Origin of the sequence: Rhizobium terrae, assembly GCF_003425685.1 — a bacterium.
Lineage (GTDB): Bacteria > Pseudomonadota > Alphaproteobacteria > Rhizobiales > Rhizobiaceae > Neorhizobium > Neorhizobium terrae.
This window is the reverse complement of record NZ_QJKM01000003.1, coordinates 40,289-58,348: the sequence shown is the minus strand read 5'-3', so window position 1 is coordinate 58,348 and position 18,060 is coordinate 40,289. Positions and strand designations below refer to the sequence as shown.

At 61.8% G+C, this 18,060-nt stretch carries 22 protein-coding genes; 10 read left to right on the top strand and 12 right to left on the bottom strand.

Translation table 11 applies throughout. The features are described from left to right. Positions 1-132: 132 nt before the first annotated feature. The gene (locus DMO26_RS05905; protein ID WP_117191118.1) at positions 133-1,347 is read left to right on the top strand and encodes an AI-2E family transporter; all 1,215 of its coding nucleotides are present in this window, start codon (positions 133-135) and stop codon (positions 1,345-1,347) included. Here DMO26_RS05905 and DMO26_RS05900 read toward each other — a convergent pair. After that, positions 1,325-1,783 carry a GNAT family N-acetyltransferase gene (locus DMO26_RS05900; RefSeq protein ID WP_117191117.1) on the bottom strand — a complete coding sequence of 153 codons (459 nt, stop codon included), beginning with the start codon at positions 1,781-1,783 and terminating at the stop codon, positions 1,325-1,327. The two genes, DMO26_RS05905 and DMO26_RS05900, sit on opposite strands and share 23 nt — an antisense overlap. Positions 1,784-1,907: 124 nt before the next feature. Here DMO26_RS05900 and DMO26_RS05895 point away from each other — a divergent pair, with 124 nt between their 5' ends. Continuing rightward, the gene (locus DMO26_RS05895) at positions 1,908-2,339 is read left to right on the top strand and encodes a hypothetical protein (RefSeq protein ID WP_117191116.1); all 432 of its coding nucleotides are present in this window, start codon (positions 1,908-1,910) and stop codon (positions 2,337-2,339) included. A gap of 6 nt (positions 2,340-2,345) precedes the next feature. Here the strand turns inward: DMO26_RS05895 and DMO26_RS05890 are convergent, their stop codons facing one another. Beyond that, positions 2,346-3,473 (bottom strand): DUF2336 domain-containing protein, encoded by a 1,128-nt coding sequence (locus DMO26_RS05890; RefSeq protein WP_117191115.1) that lies wholly within the window; start codon positions 3,471-3,473, stop codon positions 2,346-2,348. Positions 3,474-3,580: 107 nt separating this feature from the next. On the opposite strand from DMO26_RS05890, the gene DMO26_RS05885 reads away from it, so the two are divergent. Beyond that, the gene (locus DMO26_RS05885; protein WP_162894741.1) at positions 3,581-4,294 is read left to right on the top strand and encodes a hypothetical protein; all 714 of its coding nucleotides are present in this window, start codon (positions 3,581-3,583) and stop codon (positions 4,292-4,294) included. Here DMO26_RS05885 and DMO26_RS05880 read toward each other — a convergent pair. Continuing rightward, a complete protein-coding gene (locus DMO26_RS05880) occupies positions 4,234-4,848 on the bottom strand; it encodes a flavin reductase family protein (RefSeq protein WP_117191113.1) in 615 nt (204 codons plus the stop codon). The two genes, DMO26_RS05885 and DMO26_RS05880, sit on opposite strands and share 61 nt — an antisense overlap. A 4-nt stretch (positions 4,849-4,852) precedes the next feature. After that, on the bottom strand, positions 4,853-5,434 hold the full coding sequence (locus tag DMO26_RS05875; RefSeq protein WP_117191112.1) for a nitroreductase family protein: 582 nt from the start codon (positions 5,432-5,434) through the stop codon (positions 4,853-4,855). 108 nt (positions 5,435-5,542) lie between these two features. On the opposite strand from DMO26_RS05875, the gene DMO26_RS05870 reads away from it, so the two are divergent. Continuing rightward, on the top strand, positions 5,543-6,526 hold the full coding sequence (locus DMO26_RS05870; RefSeq protein WP_117191111.1) for a hypothetical protein: 984 nt from the start codon (positions 5,543-5,545) through the stop codon (positions 6,524-6,526). A gap of 93 nt (positions 6,527-6,619) precedes the next feature. Here the strand turns inward: DMO26_RS05870 and DMO26_RS05865 are convergent, their stop codons facing one another. From DMO26_RS05865 to DMO26_RS05840, 6 genes are all read right to left on the bottom strand, one after another. After that, positions 6,620-7,459: a lysophospholipid acyltransferase family protein gene (locus DMO26_RS05865; protein ID WP_117191110.1), complete on the bottom strand. Its 840-nt coding sequence runs from the start codon at positions 7,457-7,459 to the stop codon at positions 6,620-6,622. A gap of 111 nt (positions 7,460-7,570) precedes the next feature. Next, entirely contained in the window at positions 7,571-9,601 is a 2,031-nt protein-coding gene (gene thrS / locus DMO26_RS05860; protein WP_117191109.1) for a threonine--tRNA ligase, read from the bottom strand. 127 nt (positions 9,602-9,728) lie between these two features. Next, positions 9,729-10,250, bottom strand: coding sequence for a DUF1697 domain-containing protein (locus tag DMO26_RS05855; RefSeq protein WP_117191108.1), 522 nt, complete (start codon positions 10,248-10,250; stop codon positions 9,729-9,731). Further along, entirely contained in the window at positions 10,247-10,672 is a 426-nt protein-coding gene (locus DMO26_RS05850) for a DUF2267 domain-containing protein (RefSeq protein WP_162894740.1), read from the bottom strand. The genes DMO26_RS05855 and DMO26_RS05850 overlap by 4 nt, the downstream gene beginning before the upstream one ends. Further along, positions 10,672-11,043 (bottom strand): membrane protein insertion efficiency factor YidD, encoded by a 372-nt coding sequence (gene yidD, locus DMO26_RS05845; protein WP_117191107.1) that lies wholly within the window; start codon positions 11,041-11,043, stop codon positions 10,672-10,674. Before yidD ends, DMO26_RS05850 begins: the two co-directional genes overlap by 1 nt. A gap of 4 nt (positions 11,044-11,047) precedes the next feature. Further along, the gene (locus tag DMO26_RS05840; protein WP_117191106.1) at positions 11,048-11,509 is read right to left on the bottom strand and encodes an iron-sulfur cluster assembly scaffold protein; all 462 of its coding nucleotides are present in this window, start codon (positions 11,507-11,509) and stop codon (positions 11,048-11,050) included. 287 nt (positions 11,510-11,796) lie between these two features. Here DMO26_RS05840 and folE point away from each other — a divergent pair, with 287 nt between their 5' ends. The 3 genes from folE (at position 11,797) to DMO26_RS05825 (ending at position 13,958) form a co-directional block, all read left to right on the top strand. After that, a complete protein-coding gene (gene folE / locus DMO26_RS05835) occupies positions 11,797-12,411 on the top strand; it encodes a GTP cyclohydrolase I FolE (RefSeq protein ID WP_117191105.1) in 615 nt (204 codons plus the stop codon). Between the two features lie 17 nt (positions 12,412-12,428). Continuing rightward, positions 12,429-12,890 (top strand): phosphoribosyl-AMP cyclohydrolase, encoded by a 462-nt coding sequence (hisI, locus tag DMO26_RS05830; RefSeq protein ID WP_117191104.1) that lies wholly within the window; start codon positions 12,429-12,431, stop codon positions 12,888-12,890. 108 nt (positions 12,891-12,998) lie between these two features. Then, positions 12,999-13,958, top strand: a complete 960-nt coding sequence (locus tag DMO26_RS05825; protein WP_117191103.1) for a patatin-like phospholipase family protein — start codon at positions 12,999-13,001, stop codon at positions 13,956-13,958. Between the two features lie 44 nt (positions 13,959-14,002). Here DMO26_RS05825 and DMO26_RS05820 read toward each other — a convergent pair whose 3' ends face one another. Beyond that, positions 14,003-14,437, bottom strand: a complete 435-nt coding sequence (locus DMO26_RS05820; protein ID WP_117191102.1) for a CBS domain-containing protein — start codon at positions 14,435-14,437, stop codon at positions 14,003-14,005. A 105-nt stretch (positions 14,438-14,542) separates the two neighbouring features. Beyond that, positions 14,543-15,304 (bottom strand): rhomboid family intramembrane serine protease, encoded by a 762-nt coding sequence (locus DMO26_RS05815; protein ID WP_226951202.1) that lies wholly within the window; start codon positions 15,302-15,304, stop codon positions 14,543-14,545. A 236-nt stretch (positions 15,305-15,540) separates the two neighbouring features. On the opposite strand from DMO26_RS05815, the gene DMO26_RS05810 reads away from it, so the two are divergent. The 3 genes from DMO26_RS05810 (at position 15,541) to DMO26_RS05800 (ending at position 18,013) form a co-directional block, all read left to right on the top strand. Next, a complete protein-coding gene (locus DMO26_RS05810; protein WP_117191100.1) occupies positions 15,541-16,137 on the top strand; it encodes a PAS domain-containing protein in 597 nt (198 codons plus the stop codon). Between the two features lie 86 nt (positions 16,138-16,223). Then, complete coding sequence (locus DMO26_RS05805) at positions 16,224-16,835, top strand: PilZ domain-containing protein (RefSeq protein WP_117191099.1); 612 nt, start codon at positions 16,224-16,226, stop codon at positions 16,833-16,835. Between the two features lie 566 nt (positions 16,836-17,401). Next, positions 17,402-18,013, top strand: a complete 612-nt coding sequence (locus DMO26_RS05800) for a transglutaminase-like cysteine peptidase (protein ID WP_162894739.1) — start codon at positions 17,402-17,404, stop codon at positions 18,011-18,013. Positions 18,014-18,060: the final 47 nt, after the last annotated feature.

The following is an 18,060-nucleotide window of genomic DNA, read 5'->3' as shown; positions in this document are numbered from 1 at the left end:
GGTGATTTCATATTTCTATCGCATCTGCCGGCTAGGGCAAGTAAGTAAGCTTCCTTTTAATGGGTAAGACGCTAGTCTTGTACCAGGGAACCTTACGAGCCATATGATGGCGGCAAACAAAAAGGATAGACGGTGAGCGGAAATAACGATCGCAAGGTGCAGAAGGAGCCGCGCTGGCTCGGGCCGGTCGCACCCAGCAGGGTGGCGCTGATCCCGCCTATTTCCGCCGCACGCTGGCTTCTCGTACTCGTTGCCGCGGCCGGAATCTATTTTTTCCACGGTTTCCTCGTGCCGGTTCTCGCCGCACTCGTCATCGGTTTTGCAAGCTGGCCGCTTTATCGTGAACTGCTCCGTCGCATCGGCGGCAACACCACGCTCGGCGCCTCGATCGCCATTGTCTCCATCCTCCTTTTTCTGATCGTGCCGCTCGGCATCGCGATCTCCTATACGATCGGCGAGGTGCGGCAGTGGATCGTCTGGGCAGCGGAAGTGAACCGCTTCGGCGCGCCGCCGCCGGCCTGGATCACCGGCCTGCCCTGGGTCGGTGAAACGCTGGGTATCCAATGGGTTCAGCGCGTCGGCTCTCCGGGCGCCATTGGCGAACTTATCCAGATCGTCAGCGGCGCCAATATCGGCAATATCTACCGCGCCATCGTGGCGGCTGGCGATGGCGCGTTCCATCTGATCCTGACCCTGCTCTTCATGCTGATTGCGCTTTTCTTCGTCTATCGCAACGGCGCATCCTTCAGCGAGGAGATCGACCTGCTTGGCGAGCGCATACTGCCGGGCCGCTGGGAGCGGATTTCGCGCGTCGTTCCGAGAACGATCAGCTCCACGGTGACCGGCCAGACGCTGATTGCCATCGGCGAAGGCATCGTGCTCGGCATCGCCTACTGGATGGCAGGCGTCCCCTCGCCCGTCACGCTCGGCGTCATCACCGGCATCATGGCGCTCATTCCGGGCGGTGCGCCGCTTTCCTTCACGCTGATCTCCTTTTATCTCGTCGCGAACGGTGCGTATGTGGAAGGTGCCGCCCTGTTCGTATGGGGTACGGTGGAACTCTTCATCGTCGACAAGACGCTGAGGCCGAGGCTGGTCGGCGGTCCGATCAAGCTGCCCTTCCTGCCAACATTCTTCGGCCTTGTCGGCGGTGTCAGCACGATGGGTTTCCTCGGCCTCTTTATCGGTCCGGTGCTGATGGCGCTGCTCGTCTCGATTTGGCGGGAGTGGATCCGCGAAGTGAGGATGTCCGACGCGACGGAACTCGAAACGGCCGAACTCGCCGCCGGTCCGGCGATGGAGCGTCCCCCCGAGGTTCCGCTTGTCAGGAAAGTCTCTTCTCCATGAAGATGCTGAGCGGGTCGGGCCTGTAACTTGCAAACGGCCCGATCTCCTCGAAGCCATGGGCGCGATAGAGACCAACCGCCTGCGGCTGGTGAATGCCGGTTTCGAGGCGTATTGCAGAAAGACCGAGCTCCCGGGCACGTTCGAGGATCGCGTCCATAAGCCGCCTGCCGAGTTTGAGGCCGCGGACCTCCTCATCAACGAACATCCGCTTGATCTCGCCCGTGCCATCGCCGGCATCCACCAGAGCGCCGCAGCCCACAACCGTATCCCCGCGGCGTGCCACAAAAAACGAGACGCTGTCACTTTCAAGGGTGGCGACATCGGTCATATGATTGCTCTCGGCCGGATAAAGTGAAGCCGCATAAGCATCGGAGAGTTCGAGAAGCCTCAGCACCCCGGGCTGTCGCGGCGGTTCAAGCGCAATCGTCACTGTCATCTGTCCCTCGTGGTCGCTCCGCGGTATGTCTCCGGTCATAGCAAAGGCAGCACGTCACCGGAAGCTGCCTTCATCGGGCCAAGATTGCCCGCTTTAATTCGCCCATTGCCATCCGGGGACCGAGATGAATTCCGCATTGATCGTCATGACCATTCTGGGCTGCAACGACGCCGCGACCGATTGCCACTATGTCGCAACGGCCGAAAACCGGTGGCCGAGTATCGAATTGTGCGATTCCGTATCGGAGCAGCAGCTTGCCGGTTACACCAGCCAGCCCTATCCGGTGATCATTGCGGTGTGCCAGAAGCCGGAAGCCAGCGATATCGCCAGCGCTTCCAAGCCGCAGGCAAAACCCGTCGAACTGGCACCAGCCACGCCCCCGATCCCGCAGCCGGAGCCCGTGACGCCGCAGGAAGAGCAGACATTTGCGGATCGCGCCATACGACGCGTGAAGACCGTCCTGCCGACGACCGAAGGCGTTAAGACGCTGATGACGAAACCCGTCCGCCTCGTGGAAGGCAGCTATTCCTGGATCGCCAGGCGATTGCAGGATTGACGAGGATCAGGCTGCCAGTGAGATCTCGCTGGCATAGCAGCGGGCATTGAGCCGTTCTTCGAGCCGATGCAGTTTCTCGATCATCTCGATAAGCTCCGACATGGGAGCGAGAGCCGCGTCGGAGCGGCGGAGTTTTGTCAGGAGCTCTGCCGAGATGCCGCCGGAATTTCCGGTCGAGGCGGCCCGCCGCCAAAGCAGCACCGCTTCCACGAAGGCGACTGCGATATCGCGCCCCAGCCCTGCAGCCTCGAAAAGCGCCCTCACCGCATGAACGCGGCCGGTAGCCAGGATGGAGCGCACGCGGCGGTCGTCGACGCCGGAGAGGGCAACGATCGCGCCGGCGAAGAAATCCACCTTGCCGGTGCAGAGGGCATGGATCAGGAATGCCGGCGTCAGATGCCCCGCCGCCCGCAGGTGTTCGACCAGGCCGGCGATTTCGCTCTGCGGTACCGTTCCGGCAATTGCGACGGTTGCCGCTTCACCTGCCTCACGCGTGACGTGATCGATGCGCGCCGGCGCCATCGTGGTGCGCACGAGGCCGGAACTGGCGAGTGCCGCGGTAATGTGGCTCACCAGCATGTGCCGCGCATCCGCCGGCAGATTTTCGCGTTCGAGCAGGAGGTTGCGGATGTCACTGCGGTCTCCGAACCGCTCGGCAAGCCGCCGCAGCGAGACGCGAGTGATCGAGGCGGTCTCGTTTTCAAGCAGGATGACGGCTTCGCCCTCGTCACCGATCTCGGCGATCGCCGCGGCAACGCCGCGGGAGAGATGCGGTCTTGCGGCGATCAGTCCGCGTGTCAGGCTGTCGCCGCGGCCGGCGAGATCGACGAGATCGCCGTCGGTCAGCACCGGGGAACGGGCGATCACGGTACAGGCGATTTCCGGCTGGTCTTCGGCGAGTGCGACAATGATCCCCCGTGGCGCTTCGGCCGAATCGGCAAGAGCCTCGGCCAGCGCGAGCCGTACCCGCGGCGACGGATCGTCGAGCAGATAGGTCATCGCAAGTGCCGCCGCCCGATGTTGCTCGCCGCCCATCGGGCTCTGCAGATAGGCCCGGCCGAGCGCATTGGCCGCCTTGGCCCTGTCGCCTGCCCTTGCCGTTTCCGACCAACGAAGAAATGCCTGTACGATCACGCCGAGCCCCGATAACACATGCCGGATCTGGTCCGGCCGGCTGCATTTACGCTAAAGGCAAAAAGTTTAAGATTGGTTCACCACGTTTCTTAACCATGGCGAAGTCCTTGAAAATACGTTCCTGGCTGGTTGTTGAACCGGTAGCCGACGCAGATTTCGCGTATTCATCGGGCGCCGATGCGATCGCGCTCGATTTGTCTGGGACAGAGGATTTTCCAGAACCGGCGCACCGCTTGCGCGGCGCGTGGGCGCGGCTTTGCTCCGAACGGATCCTGGCCGCCCTCCTTCCGCCGTTCACGTCCGGCCGAACGGAAGCAGCGGCCGAATTCGCGGTGCGGCTTGGAGCCGCCGTGACGTTCCTCTCCGGTGCGCGGAGCGGTGCCGAGGTCCAGCGGCTGGATGCGACCCTGCGCGTCGCGGAATTGCACAACGCTGTTACGCCCGGCGGCGTTGCGATCGTGCCGCTTGCCGATGCATCCGGCCTGCTCGCTGCCGGCACCTTTCACAACTGCAGCCGCCGTCTTGGAGGAATAGGCTGGGATCGCGCCTTCGATCCATTTTCCGACACGGCACGGCTTGCGCGAGCCACTGTCGGCCTCGCCGCTTCCGCTTCCGGTGTCGCAGCCATCGATCCGGCTTCACCGACCGGTGACGAGGCGGCTTTCCGCTTCGAATGCGGGACGGCCCGCGAGAGCGGGTTTGTCGGCAAGCTCTGCCGCCTGCCGGCACAAATCCCGATCATCAATGACGTTTTTGACGGTCAGTCGCCCGCGCCAGCCGGCCGGACCATCTCGAACACGTCCGCACCTCCGTCGGCATAGTCGCGGTATCCCATCCGCGCGATCGGTCGTGCCAGCGCCATGTCGATCCGTCCGTTGCGCAGGATCGCCTCGCTGATGTGGATGCCGACCACCTGGCCGAAGACCATGAAGGATTGCGATGGCTGTCCGTCCAGCCCCCTGGGATTGATCACCTCCGTCACCCGGCATTCGAGCACGCTATGAGCCTCGGCGACGTAGGGCGCATCGACTAGTTCCGCCATCTTGGCCGTCAGCCCGGCGATATCGAACTCGCTGACGCCGTAGGCGACAGCCTCCGAGGATGCATTCACCTGGCCCGCCAGATGCCGGCTGGCGAGGCTTGCGGTAAAGACGCCCGTTTCTTCCGCATTCATCATGCTGTGCTTACGGCCGGCCGACGAAAACATCACGAGCTTCGGTTTGTCGGCGACGATGTTGAAGAAGGAATAGGGGGAAAGGTTCAGCGACCCGTCCCTGCCCTTCGTGCCGATCCAGCCGATCGGGCGTGGCGCGACGATCGCCTTGAACGGATCGTGCCTTAGCCCGTGCAGGTTGGTGTCGGTCGTGTAGAACATCGGCCTACGCCTCGTCCGCATAGGTGACGATCTGCGCGAGATCCGGCCGCGGGCGATCCGGTGTCGGGAAATCGCTGGAGCCGATATGGATGAAGCCCGCGACTTTTTCGCCAGGCTTGATGCCGAGGACTTGCAGAGCCGCCTCGTCATAGGCAATCCATTCGGTACGCCAGTTGGCGACGAAACCATGCGCGCTTGCGGCAAGGAGCATGTTGAAGCAGATCGCGCCGGCCGAAAGCACCTGTTCCCATTCCGGGATCTTCGGATGCGGCGCTGCAGTGCTGACCACGGCGACGACCAGCGGTGCGCGGGTAAAGCGCGTCCGTTCCGCTTCCCTGGCCGCATCGGCCATGTCAGGCATGTTCTTGAGCGCCAGCGCCAGAAATTGCTCGCCGAGCTTGGCACGCACGTCCCCGCGATAGACGACCAGCCGCCAGGGAGCCAGCTTGCCGTGATCCGGAATACGGGTCGCGAAAGTCAGGATCGCGTCCAGTTCCTCCTGCGAAGGCCCCGGCTCTCTGATCTGGGCCACCGGGGTGGAATGCCTGTCGCGCAGGAAATCGATGAGCTTGACGTCATTTTGCATGGTCGGAACTTTCAATCGGAGCTGATGCTGCAGGGAGGGCCTTGAAATTGCCTTGGCATTAGTCTCAAGTGACGGCTCGAAAAACAAGAGTCAACCGGTACACAACAGATGTCAGGCACTTCCTTCGCGGCACGCTGGATTATCGCCGGAACCATGGTTTTCGGCCCGGTTTCCGGAACTTTCTCGCAGGAAGATGCCTTCAAAAGCTTCCACCAGCTCAACAGCACGGCGAAGATGCCGAAGCTCAACGCCTTTTCCGCCATGCCCGGAGGAGCGCCCGGCATGGTGGCCAAGGACGTGATCTTCGATGCAAGGCTGACCAAGGATGGTGAGGTGATGCAGGAAGGCCTCGTCTGGCGGGTTTTCAGTCCCTTGGCCGGCGAGGACGGGAAGCTGCCGCTCGTCGCCAGTTCGGAAGGCGGCTCGGCCGCGTTCCAACTCGCGCCGGGAGACTATTTCGTCAACTGCGCCTTTGGCCGCGCCGGCGTCACCAAGAAGCTGACCATTCCGGAAAAGGGCAGCGTGGCCAAACAGACGCTGGTGCTCGATGCAGGCGGTTTCGTGCTGAATGCCGTCGCCGGCTCGGATCAACGCATACCGCCGAATCAATTGAGCTTTTCGGTCTATTCGGCGGAGGCGCGCGACAATGGCGACCGGGCGCTGGTCATGGCCGACGTCAAGCCGAATACGGTTGTTCGGCTGAATGCGGGCACCTATCACATCGTCTCGGAATATGGCGACGTCAACGCGGTGGTCCGCGCCGACATCCAGGTGGAAGCCGGCAAGCTCACCCAGGCGGTGTTGCAGCACCGCGCTGCCCAGATCACGCTGAAACTCGTTTCCCAGCCGGGCGGCGAAGCGATCGCCGATACGGCCTGGTCGGTTCTGACCGCGGCCGGCGACGTCGTCAACGAAAGCGTCAGCGCCTTTTCCACCATGGTTCTGGCGGAAGGTGAGTATCTTGCGGTCGCCCGCAACAAGAACAAGATCTATCAACGCCAGTTCAGCGTCAAATCCGGCCGCAACACCGAGGTCGAAGTGCTGATGCGCGAACCGCGCCAGATGGCCGGCGCCGCAAGCGACAAGAACTAGCACAATTGCACAAAGCCGCACGCGGCGGTCTTCCTCTTGCAATTGTGAAAGGCGAGGCAATGGAGCGTTCCGGGCCTCGTTCGGACCGTCCGCCTAGCCAGCCCTCCGGAGCCGCTGATTCTTCGTCGCCCGCATGGAAAAGACCGCGGCATAGAGCCTTGCGAGCAGGTCCTTGCGGTCGACGATCTTCGACATCTCGTCCCAGGTCATCATCTCGCCCACCTGCGCCCGGATCGTCGAGCCGGAGAGCCGCTTGAACTCGCGGATCAGCAGCGAGAGCCTGAGCGTCATCGAAATACGGCTGGCGATATGGAAGAGCGGGCCGTTCTGCCCCTCGAAATAGACCGGCACCACATTCGCCCGCGCCGCCTGGATGAGTTTTGCCGGAAACATCTTCCATGGCAGGTCCTCGGCACGGCCAAAACCCTTCCTGGCGGTCGCGACGCCGCCTGCGGGAAAGATGATGATGGTCGTGCCTTCCTTGAGCAGACGAACCGCCTCGTGCCGCGTCCGCATGTTGAGCGCCACCGCTTCCTTGGTCTCCTCGAAGGAGACCGGCAGCGAGTAGGCCGCCATTTCAGGCACTTTCAGGAGATCGTTGTGGATCAGCACGCGGAACGGCCGGCCGAGCTGTTCGGCAAGCGCCAGAATGGCGATGCCGTCGCCGATCCCGAACGGGTGGTTGGCGACGATGACGAGAGGCGCGTCGCGCAGCTCCGGCGGCGGCCAGTTGCCGACAACCTCGAGGCCGACATCGATCAGGTCGAGCATCTTGCCGAAGACACGGTCGCTCCTGCCGACGATATCGGTGCGCCAGATATCGTAGAGGCGGGCAAAACGATCCCGGCCGGAAAGTCCCTCGATCGAACGGATGAGCCAGCGCTTCAGGCGCGGGTCGCGGTCATTGGCGTAAGAAAGTTCCTCGAAACGCAAGCCAGTCTCCGCGGAACGTCCCGCCTCGTGAGAATGTCACCGAAATATTACAGCTGCATTACAGTTTGTTGACAGCGCCCGCCCTTCGGAGCGGACGCTGTCGGCTTTCGATCAGGCGGCGGCCTTCGCCTTCCTGGCTTCCTGCTTGCGCAGGAGATCCGGCGGCGTTGCCTCGTGCGACAGCGAAGCGATTGCCTCGTCCAGCGCCATCGGGGTCTGCGCCTGCGAACCGAGGCGGCGGATGTTGACCGTGCGGTTCTCCGCCTCCTGCCTGCCGCAGACGATGATCACCGGCACCTTGGTGACCGAGTGCTCGCGGATCTTGTAGTTGATCTTCTCGTTGCGGAAGTCGGTCTCGACGACCATGCCCGCATCGCGAAGCGCTTCCGCGACTTCGCGACCGTAATCGTCCGCATCCGAGGTGATCGTCGCGACCACGACCTGCGTCGGCGCGATCCAGAGCGGCATGTGACCTGCGAAGTTCTCGATCAGGATGCCGAGGAAACGCTCCATCGAGCCGCAGATGGCGCGATGGATCATCACCGGCTGGGTCTTTTCCGAGTTCTGGTCGATATAGAACGCCCCGAACCGCTCCGGCAGATTGAAGTCGACCTGCGTGGTTCCGCATTGCCATTCGCGGCCGATCGCGTCCTTCAGGGTGTACTCGAACTTCGGCCCGTAGAACGCACCTTCGCCCGGCAGGATTCCAGTCTTGATGCGCCCTTCCGACTGCGCCTCGATCGTCTTCAGTACGTCCATCATGACGGACTCGGCACGGTCCCACAGCCCATCGGTGCCGACGCGCTTGTCCGGCCGGGTCGACAGCTTGACGACCACTTCCTTAAAGCCGAAATCCTCGTAGACCGACAGGATCAGGTCGTTGATACGCAGGCACTCTGCAGCCATCTGCTCGTCGGTGCAGAACACATGCGCGTCGTCCTGCGTGAAGCCGCGCACGCGCATCAACCCATGTAGCGCGCCGGATGCTTCGTAACGATGCACGATGCCGAATTCCGCAAGCCGGATCGGCAGTTCACGGTAGGACTTCAGGCCATGCTTGAAGATCTGCACGTGACCCGGGCAGTTCATCGGCTTCAGTGCGAAGACGCGATTGTCCGCTTCCTTGTCGTCCGGATGCGTGAACGCATAGGCGGATTTCACCGCGAACATGTTCTCCTGGTACCAGCCCCAGTGGCCGGAGGTCTCCCACAGAGAGGCGTCGAGCACCTGCGGCGCGTTGACTTCCTCGTAGGTCCCGGCCAGCCGGCGGCGCATATAGGCCGTCAGCGTCTGGAACATGCGCCAGCCCTTGCCGTGCCAGAACACGACGCCCGGTCCCTCTTCCTGGAAATGGTAGAGGTCCATCTCCCGGCCGAGCTTGCGGTGGTCGCGCTTTTCGGCTTCCGCCAGCACGTGGAGATACTGGTCTAGTTCTTCCTGCGTCGCCCAGGCGGTCGCGTAGATGCGCGTCAGCATCGGGTTGTTGCTGTCCCCACGCCAATAGGCGCCGGCCACTTTCATCAGCTTGAAGGCGGTGCCGATCTGGCCCGTGGAGGCCATGTGCGGACCGCGGCAGAGGTCGAACCACTTGCCCTGACGGTAGATCTTGACGTCCTCGCCTTCCGGGATCGCGTCGACGAGCTCGACCTTGTAGGTCTCGCCCATCTCGCCGAAAACCTTGCGGGCCTCATCGCGCGACCAGACTTCCTTGGTGAAAGGCTCGTTGCGGCTCACGATCTCTTTCATCTTCGCCTCGATCTTCGGCAGATCTTCGGGCGTGAAAGGCCAATCCTCGCCGCTCTCCTTATGGACACGCTTGAAGTCGTAATAGAATCCGTTCTCGATCACCGGGCCGATGGTGACCTGGGTGCCCGGCCAGAGCGCCTGCACGGCCTCCGCCATCACATGTGCCGCGTCGTGGCGGATCAGTTCCAGCGCCTGCGGATCGGTGCGGGTGATGATGGCGATCGAACCGTCGGTGACGGGATCGGCCAGGTCCTGCACGGTGCCGTTGATCGCCACCGCAACCGCCTTTTTGGCGAGCGACTTGGAAATGCCTTCCGCGATATCGCGGCCGGTCGTCCCGGCATCGAAAACGCGGACGGAGCCATCGGGAAAAGTAAGGGAAACGGATTGGGACATGTCTTTCTCCTGTCCAGTCCCGCCAACGAATGCGGGTGGTGTTGGAATAAATGAAGCGCTTCGCCAAGCGGGTCGCGCGGGCCGGCTGATAGAGGTTTTTCGTGTTCTAGTAAAGGCAAGCGGCCCTTCAGGCGATCATTTCGGCAAGCCGGATGACCGTATTGGCATTGCGCATCGTGCCGACGCCGAGCTTTTTGGTGGTGAGAGCGGAGAGCAGCCGCGTCCCGCTCGCCTGGCCCCCGAAATCGACCCAGAGATCGCCGCCCACCACCGCAATCCTCTCGTCGTTCCGGTGTTTTTCGAGACGCGCCAGAACGCGTTCGTCGAGTGGTTCGCGCATCACTCGCACGCCGATCTCCGAACCTTCGCGGCCCGCAAACGGATTGGTGGCGTAAAGCGCCAGCCATTCCGGGCCGGAGCGAACGACAATATCAACATGCTTGCCGAACCGATTTTCGAATGCCGTTTCCAGCACCGTTTCGATATCCCTGACCGGTGACTCGTCCGTTTCGAAGATGAGATTGCCAGTCGAAACCAGCGTCCGGCAGTTCCGATAGCCGAGGTCTTCGGCCATACGGCGCAAATCCGCCATGACGACGCGTTTGCCCCCACCGAGAACGATGCTGTAGAGCAGCGCCACATAGATCATCGGTCGGCCTGCCAGAAGTCGGCCGCACCGGCAGGCAGCCTCAAGAGTGTCCGTTCGAAAACCTGAGCGTCCACATGGCGCCGAAGCGCCGAGGCGACGACTGCAATCGAATCGTCGGGCGAAACATTGTGGTAGCCGCGGAAGGCCTTCACTTCTCGTATCATCGCTGTTCGCTCGTCGAATGGACGAACCGGCTCATCGACATCCCAATGCGAAACGAAGATCGCCCGCAGCACCGGCGGCAGAACCTCCGCGAAGAGGAGCGCATCGGGAACGGACAGCCTGCGACGGAATACGGTGAACACCGCCTCCACCATCGTGTAGGTCTGGTTGGTGGTCTGCAGCATGGCGCCGTCGCGGGCATCCAGCATGAAGGCGTCGAAATCCCGCGAGGCCTGCCGGTATTCCATCGGCACCGTCATCAGCCCGTCTCCACAAGGTGACGTCGCCAGTAGCGCCAGGGCGTCCACCAGTGTTGCCGGGCCTCCAGCGTCTCCGGCACGGGATCGAGCCCGCCGGTGCCGCCCGGCCCGCAGCGTGAAACGCGGAACAGCGTCATCCATCCGCCGGGCCACAGCCCGTGCCGCGCGACCGCCTCGTAGCCGTATTCGGAACAGGTCGGGATATGCCGGCAGGAATTGCCGATGAAACCGGAAAGGGTGAGTTGATAGAGCCGGATCAATCCCATGCCGAGGAACCGGTCAGGCGTCTTTCGGAATGGCCCGGCCCAGTTGCGCCCACGCGCCATTTTCGCTGGCGATCCGGAATGCCGGCAGTCGGGAGAGCCACACATCGGGTTAGACGGCGGCCGCTTCGGCCCGTTCCCTTGCCTCGGCCTCGGTCTCGATCTGTCCGATCGCGTCGACCACCGCCTCGAAGGTCAGCATTGTGGATGCATGGCGAGCCCTGTAGTCCTTGACCGGCTTTAGATAGCGCATCTCCTCGAAACGCCCCTCCGGCCCCTCGCCGCCCTCCTTCAGCATGGCGAGCATGTCCGCGCGCGCCTTGCGGATTTCACCCACCGTCGCACCGATCACATGCCGCGCCATGATCGACGACGATGCCTGGCCGAGCGCGCAGGCGCGCACTTCATGGGCGAAATCGGTGACCGTATCGCCGTCCATCTTCAGGTAGACGCGCACCTTGGAGCCGCAGAGTTTCGAATGTTTCTCCGAACTCGCATCCGCATCCGGCAGCGTGCCCGCATGGGTGATGTTGCCGGCGAATTCGAGGATCTTGCTGTTGTAGATATCATCCATGGCGGCTCGCTTGCAGTCCGATGGTCGCTTTCTGAACACAGTGTCCGGTCCGGCGGACTACCACAAAAGGGTTTCTGACCTTATATGTGCCCTGGAGACGGGATCATCAAGAAAGGATGTTTTCACGAAATCCTACCGAAATCGGAATAGGATATCTTGTAAAAACATTCGCCAGGGATCAGATACCCCCGGATTGCCCAAAAATTCAGCCGCGGCTGCCCGCATGCTGACCAGACCGTGAGTAAAGCCAGTCGGATGCGGCCTTGAACCGCATCGGGAGACGATAGATGGATGCCATAGTGAAGAATTTCCCGGCCTCGAAGGAAGTGCAGGCCCGCCCGAGCCAGCAGGAAGCCGAGGAAGCCGTCCGCGTTCTGCTGCGTTGGGCAGGTGACGATCCGGCCCGTGAAGGATTGCTCGATACTCCGAAGCGCGTCGCCGCCGCCTATGGCGAGCTCTTTGCGGGCTATGAGCAGTCGCCCGAAGACGTGCTCGGCCGCACCTTCGAGGAAGTTTCGGGTTATGACGACATCGTGCTGGTGCGCGATATCCCGTTCTTCTCCCATTGCGAACACCACATGCTGCCGATCATCGGCAAGGCGCATGTCGCCTACCTGCCGAACGGCCGGGTCCTCGGCCTTTCCAAGATCGCCCGCGTCGTGGAGATCTTCGGCCGCCGGCTGCAGACGCAGGAAAACCTGACGGCCCAGATCGCCGCCGCCATCGACGAGACCCTGAAGCCGCGCGGCGTCGCCGTGATGATCGAGGCCGAACACATGTGCATGGAAATGCGCGGCGTACAGAAGCAGGGCTCGCATACGACAACGACGACTTTCACCGGCGAATTCAAGACCAATGCCGCCGAACAGGCGCGTTTCTTCATGCTTGCCCGCAACCGCTGACCGGTCCGGAAATCACCATGCCGATCTCTTTTGAAAAGCCTTCCGCCGACAAGGCGGAACTCGAAGGCGCCGGCGCGTTCACGCCGCGCTTCGATGTGAATGGCCTCATGACGGCCGTCGTCACGGATATCCGCGACGGCGAACTGCTGATGGTCGCGCATATGAATGCCGAGGCGCTGGCTTTGACCATCGAGACCGGCATCGCCCATTATTACAGCCGTTCGCGCGCCAGAATCTGGAAGAAGGGCGAGTCTTCCGGCAACCTCCAGACGGTGCATGAACTGCGCACCGACTGCGATCAGGACGCCGTCTGGCTGAAGGTCTCGGTCGCCGGGCACGACGCCGCCTGCCATACCGGCCGGCGATCCTGTTTCTATCGGACAGTCACAAAAAGTGACAGCAACGCTGTCCTTGAAATCACCGACAACGAGCGTCATTTTGATCCGGGTGTCGTTTATTCCGACCGGGGAACCAATTAGGCATCTGCCTCGTTTTTCGCCAAACCCCGAACGGATAAACGATTTCGAAACCCCTTGAGGCGTTTAATCGTCAGACGGGGTATTGTTCAGCTGTGGAGGTTGTCGTCGATGCTGAACTGGGGTTGGAATCGTCATGATCCACATGCAGCACCTGCCGAGGCAGGCGGAACGCAGGTTCTGGAGCCGAAGCCCCCTGAAACCATCGAAGCACCCAGGAAAGCAAAGCTGGCTCTCGCACTCGGCGGCGGTGCCGCCCGCGGCTGGGCCCATATCGGCGTGCTGCGCGCGCTCGACGAAGCCGGCATCGAAGTCGGCATGATCGCCGGCACCTCGATCGGTGCCCTTGTCGGCGGTTGTTATCTCGCCGGAAAGCTGGACGAACTCGAAAGCTTCGCCCGTTCGCTGACGATGCGCCGCATTGCCGGCCTTCTGGATCTGACGATCGGCGGCGGCGGCCTTCTCGGCGGCATGCGGCTCACCAAGCGCATGCAGGAACATCTGGAAGGGATGTCGATCGAAGATCTCGATCGCCCGTTCGTGTCGGTCGCGACCGAACTCCATACCGGCCACGAGGTCTGGATCTCCAGCGGCTCGCTGATCACCGGGCTGCGTGCCTCCTATGCATTGCCCGGCATTTTCGAACCCGTGAAATGCAACAATCGCACCCTCGTGGACGGCGCCCTGGTCAATCCGGTTCCAACCTCCGTCTGCCGTGCCTACGAACAGCCTCTCGTGGTGGCCGTCAATCTGAACTACGAGATCTTCGGCCGTTCCGCCGTGGTCAAGCACAGCGCAAGCGTGCAGCCGGTCGACGATGGCCGCAGGAAGCCGGACGATGTGCGGGTCGGCCTCACCGGCACCATGGTGCAGGCCTTCAATATCATCCAGGAACGCATTTCGCGCGCCCGGCTTGCCGGCGATCCTCCGGATCTTGCGCTGCATCCCCGGCTCGCCGATATCGGCCTGTCCGAATTCCATCGTGCCGGCGAAGCGATCGACCGCGGCTACCACGAAACCATGGCTCAGATTTCCGCACTGAAGCGTATGCAGGAAGTCTTCGCCCGGTAGACCAGGCGAAGAACTGCGCTCCACCAAGCGGTTCGCTGGATATCTCAGCCCGCGATATAGGCCTTGATCTGCTCGGCCTCGAATTCGATCTCCCGGATACGCGATTTGACCACGTCGCCGATCGAAACGATGCCGGAAAGCTTGCCATCCTGCTCGACCGGCACGTGACGGAAACGCCCGCTGCTCATCATGCCCATCAGTTCGTCGACGGTCGTTTCTTCCTTGCAGCGCTGCACTGCCGTGGTCATCGCGGATTTGACGGGTTGGTCGAGAACGGCCGGCCCCTTGCCGGCGATCGCCCGCACCAGGTCGCGTTCGGTGAAGATGCCGGCGATCCGGCCCTCCATGCCGGTGATGACGACGGCGCCGATCTTTTTGTCGTTCAATATCCCCGCGACGTCCAGCAGCGTCCTGTCGGGACTGACGGTCACCACGTCGCGCCCCTTCGCATCGAGCATGTTCTTGACGATTATTGCCATGGCTCTCTCCTCGCAACCAGATTGGCTTTGGCGCCATTTCTCCCTCAAGGATATAAGGATCGCCCCTCGCCTACCATGGAAATCTAGAGCGGGAGCGAATCGAGATCAAGGTTGCGTGATCGCCGTCCGGCTCGGCGGCAGGGGGTCGAACAGACCGAACAGCAGAAAACCGAACAGAAAGCCGCCGATATGGGCGTCCCAGGCGATCGGCCCCATGTCCGCGCCGAACAGGGTGACGCCGAAGGCGATCAGCAGATTACCGGCAAACCACATGGCGGTGAAGATCACGACGGTGCGGTTCCGGAACGATCCTTTGATGGATTGGCGCGGATAAAGATGGCCGTAGGTGCGGTCGTACCCCCGCTCCCCGGGGAAGGCAAAACGGCAGGCGGCTCCCATGAGGGCCGAAACGACGCCGGAGGCGCCGATTAGCGGCGTGATATCGCCTGGAGCCAGCAAAGCGTGCAGACCGGCGGCGGCAGCGGCGGAGAACGCCCAGAAAAGAACATACCGCAGCGTGCCGATGCGCCGGACGACGGGTGCTCCGAATGCCATCAGCCACAGGCCGTTGAACAGAATGTGCTCGACGCTGCCGTGCAGAAACGAATAGGTGACCGGCGCCCATAGCCATTCCGGCCCCTGCTCGCCGAAAACCTGCGGATCGCGAAACGGTATGAAAGCAAATCTCAGGATGAACCGCAGGCGCGTCTCATCGTCAAGCAGGTATTCTTGGACCACATAGATCGCCACGAGCAAGGCCAGTGTGATGACAAGGCTCTGCGGCAGGTTGAACACCGGCTGCGAGCTTTCGGCCTCCGCTTCCTGTCCCTCATCGGCGCCCTCGGGCCCATTGTTCGTATCGGTCACGTCTTTTGCCTGCCTCTTCGCCGGCATGTCTTTCGCCGGCCAGTCTGTCTTTTCGCCCGAGTATAGCGACAGGCATATAGGAGCGACCCGTCAAAGGAAAGCGCTGCCCGTTCGCGGCGCCGCGGTTTACGCCGCGTTAACCTTGGCCCTCCCTCCGTGGCACGAATTTCGCTCCAGATGGGAAAACGGTCGGGCATGACGCACGATCTGCATCGAAATGTGACAGGTGGTGACGAATGCGAAACCAGGCAAGCCGGGCAATCTTTGACTATTGGATCAATATCAAGGGTGACCATGCCGCGCCGCTGCGTACCGAAATCGATCCCACGGCTCTGCGCCATCTCCTGCCGCACCTCTTCATCATCGCAAACGACACCCAAGGCGTTCTCGCCTTTCGGCTGGCCGGCACGCGAATCTGCGACCTGTTCAATCGCGAATTCCGCAGCGCCCCCTTTGCGACGGTATGGACCGACGGCGATCAGCACCGCCCGGCCGAAATTGCCCGACATGTCATTCTGTACGAAAAGCCGGCACTTCTCGACGTGCTTGCATCGAATGGGGACACGCAACACCCCTATGAGATGCTGCTGATGCCCGTCCGGTCGACGGAAGTCGATGCCTGTGATCGCGTGCTCGGTGCCCTTCTGCCTTGCGAGGAGAGATTTTCGGCCACCCACAGACCCCTTGTCGGACTTGCCCTCGAAGACTGGACCTTTCTCACCGGCGCCGCATCGCATTTCGGCGTCCCCGTTACCGGCGATCGCCGCAGCATTCCTGACGCCCTGCGGCGCCTGCTGCCGGGGCGCCAGTCCTCTTCTGGCCGGGCATCCTGACCGGTAGCCGGGAAGGTGTTCAAACCTTCTGTTAACCGCGAAGCGTTATCACAAAGATAGACCGCTCGAAGAGAAAAGCTTCTCACATGTATTCATTCCAGCCGGCATCTGCTCCGTCATCTCAGGCCATGCCCGCCCAGCGGGCATTCCAGCGGGTGTCGGTCAATATCGGTGGAAGACTGATGCTGGCGACCCATGAGGAGTTTCCCTGCACGACGGTGGACATGTCGCCGGGCGATGTCAGCTTCACCTGTGTCGGCCGCCCTCGCATGGGCGAGCGCGTGATCGCCTATCTCGACCACATAGGCCGCCTGGAGGGTACCGTCGTCAGCCTCTCCGAGGATGGGTTCGTCATGTCGATCAACGCGACGGACCGCAAACGCGAAAAACTCGCCGCACAGCTGACCTGGATCGCCAACAAGCACGAACTCGGCCTGCCCGAAGACCGCCGTCACGATCGCCTTGCACCGCGCAACACGCGCTCCGAGATCACCCTCGATGACGGCCGGCGTTATGCATGCCGCATCATGGACCTTTCGCTTTCCGGCGCGGCGATCGATATCGATATCCGCCCGGCGCTCGGCACGCCGGTCCGGCTCGGCAACATGCGCGGCCGCGTCGTCCGCCACTTCATGGAAGGCGTGGCGATCGAGTTCGGCTCGGTCCAGTCGCGCGAGACGCTGAGAGAATTTCTCTAATCACATCCCGAATTGCGACCGCCATCATGGCGTAGGAACTCTGATGGCTGCGTGCCTCCGTCAGGCGCTGTCTGCATCGCCGTAGGACCTCCCTATTCCCGATTCCATCCGCAAAAAGGGTCGCCCACACCGGATGATATGTGCCGAAATGAACTTTTTCGAAAAATTTGTCCCCTTTCGGCACTTTTTTTCAGGGCGACCTAGACCCGCAAAAGCCCTCCTGACCCGCCTCCCTGGCAGAGTTCGATGTCCGCGCCGCAGTGTCACGTGAGACGGATGCCCGCGAAGCGCTGGTATTCAGGCCCTTGAGGCATCATCTCGACTGCAAGAGAAAAGCCTTTACTAACAATAGGATAACGAAATCCGGCGCCTAGAGGCACGGGGGATAGTATGCATTTTATGAAAATTTTCGACGAATTCGCCTTGGAATTGAAGAAACTTCGAGGCGTATTTGAGCCATATTTTAGATGAATTGAATTCAAATAAGAGATTGATTTTACTGCGAGATTTTGCGGTCGCTCAAGTCCTCTGTGGCAGTGTTCTTCCCATAACGGGGAGACAAAAAAATGAAATACCGCAAGGGACTGGGCCTCGCCGCCATCACTGCCTTCATGACGATCTTTTCCGCCGGACAATCCTCGGCCATGCCGGCCGGTGCGATGCGCATCATCGGCCAGGCCAATCCGCCGATCGGCCATTACGAATTCTGCAAGACTTATACGAGCGAATGCGTCGCGACCTATAAGGATGCTGGCCCGATGAGCCTCACCGAGGACAAGTGGCGTACGATGCTCGACATCAACTACACGGTCAATTCCTCGATCACGCCGATGACCGATCAGGAAATCTACGGCGTCGAAGAGCGCTGGGCCTATCCGCGCACCGTCGGCGATTGCGAGGACTTCGTGCTCCTGAAGCGCAAGATGCTGATGAAGAAGGGTTTTGATCCGTCCGACCTGCTGATCACCGTCGTGCTTCAGCCGAATGGCGAAGGCCATGCCGTCCTCACGGTCCGCACCGATCGCGGCGACTTCGTCCTCGACAATATGCGCAACAAAGTGCTCCTCTGGACCGATACGGAATACACCTACCTGAAGCGTCAGGCGAACGACGATCCCGCCCGCTGGGTCAAGCTTCAGGACGGCCGCGCCGCCGCCGTCGGCTCGGTCGGCCAGTAAGGCCCGTCAGTTCAACGGCAGACGGCCGCGATCCTGCTCGCCGCGGC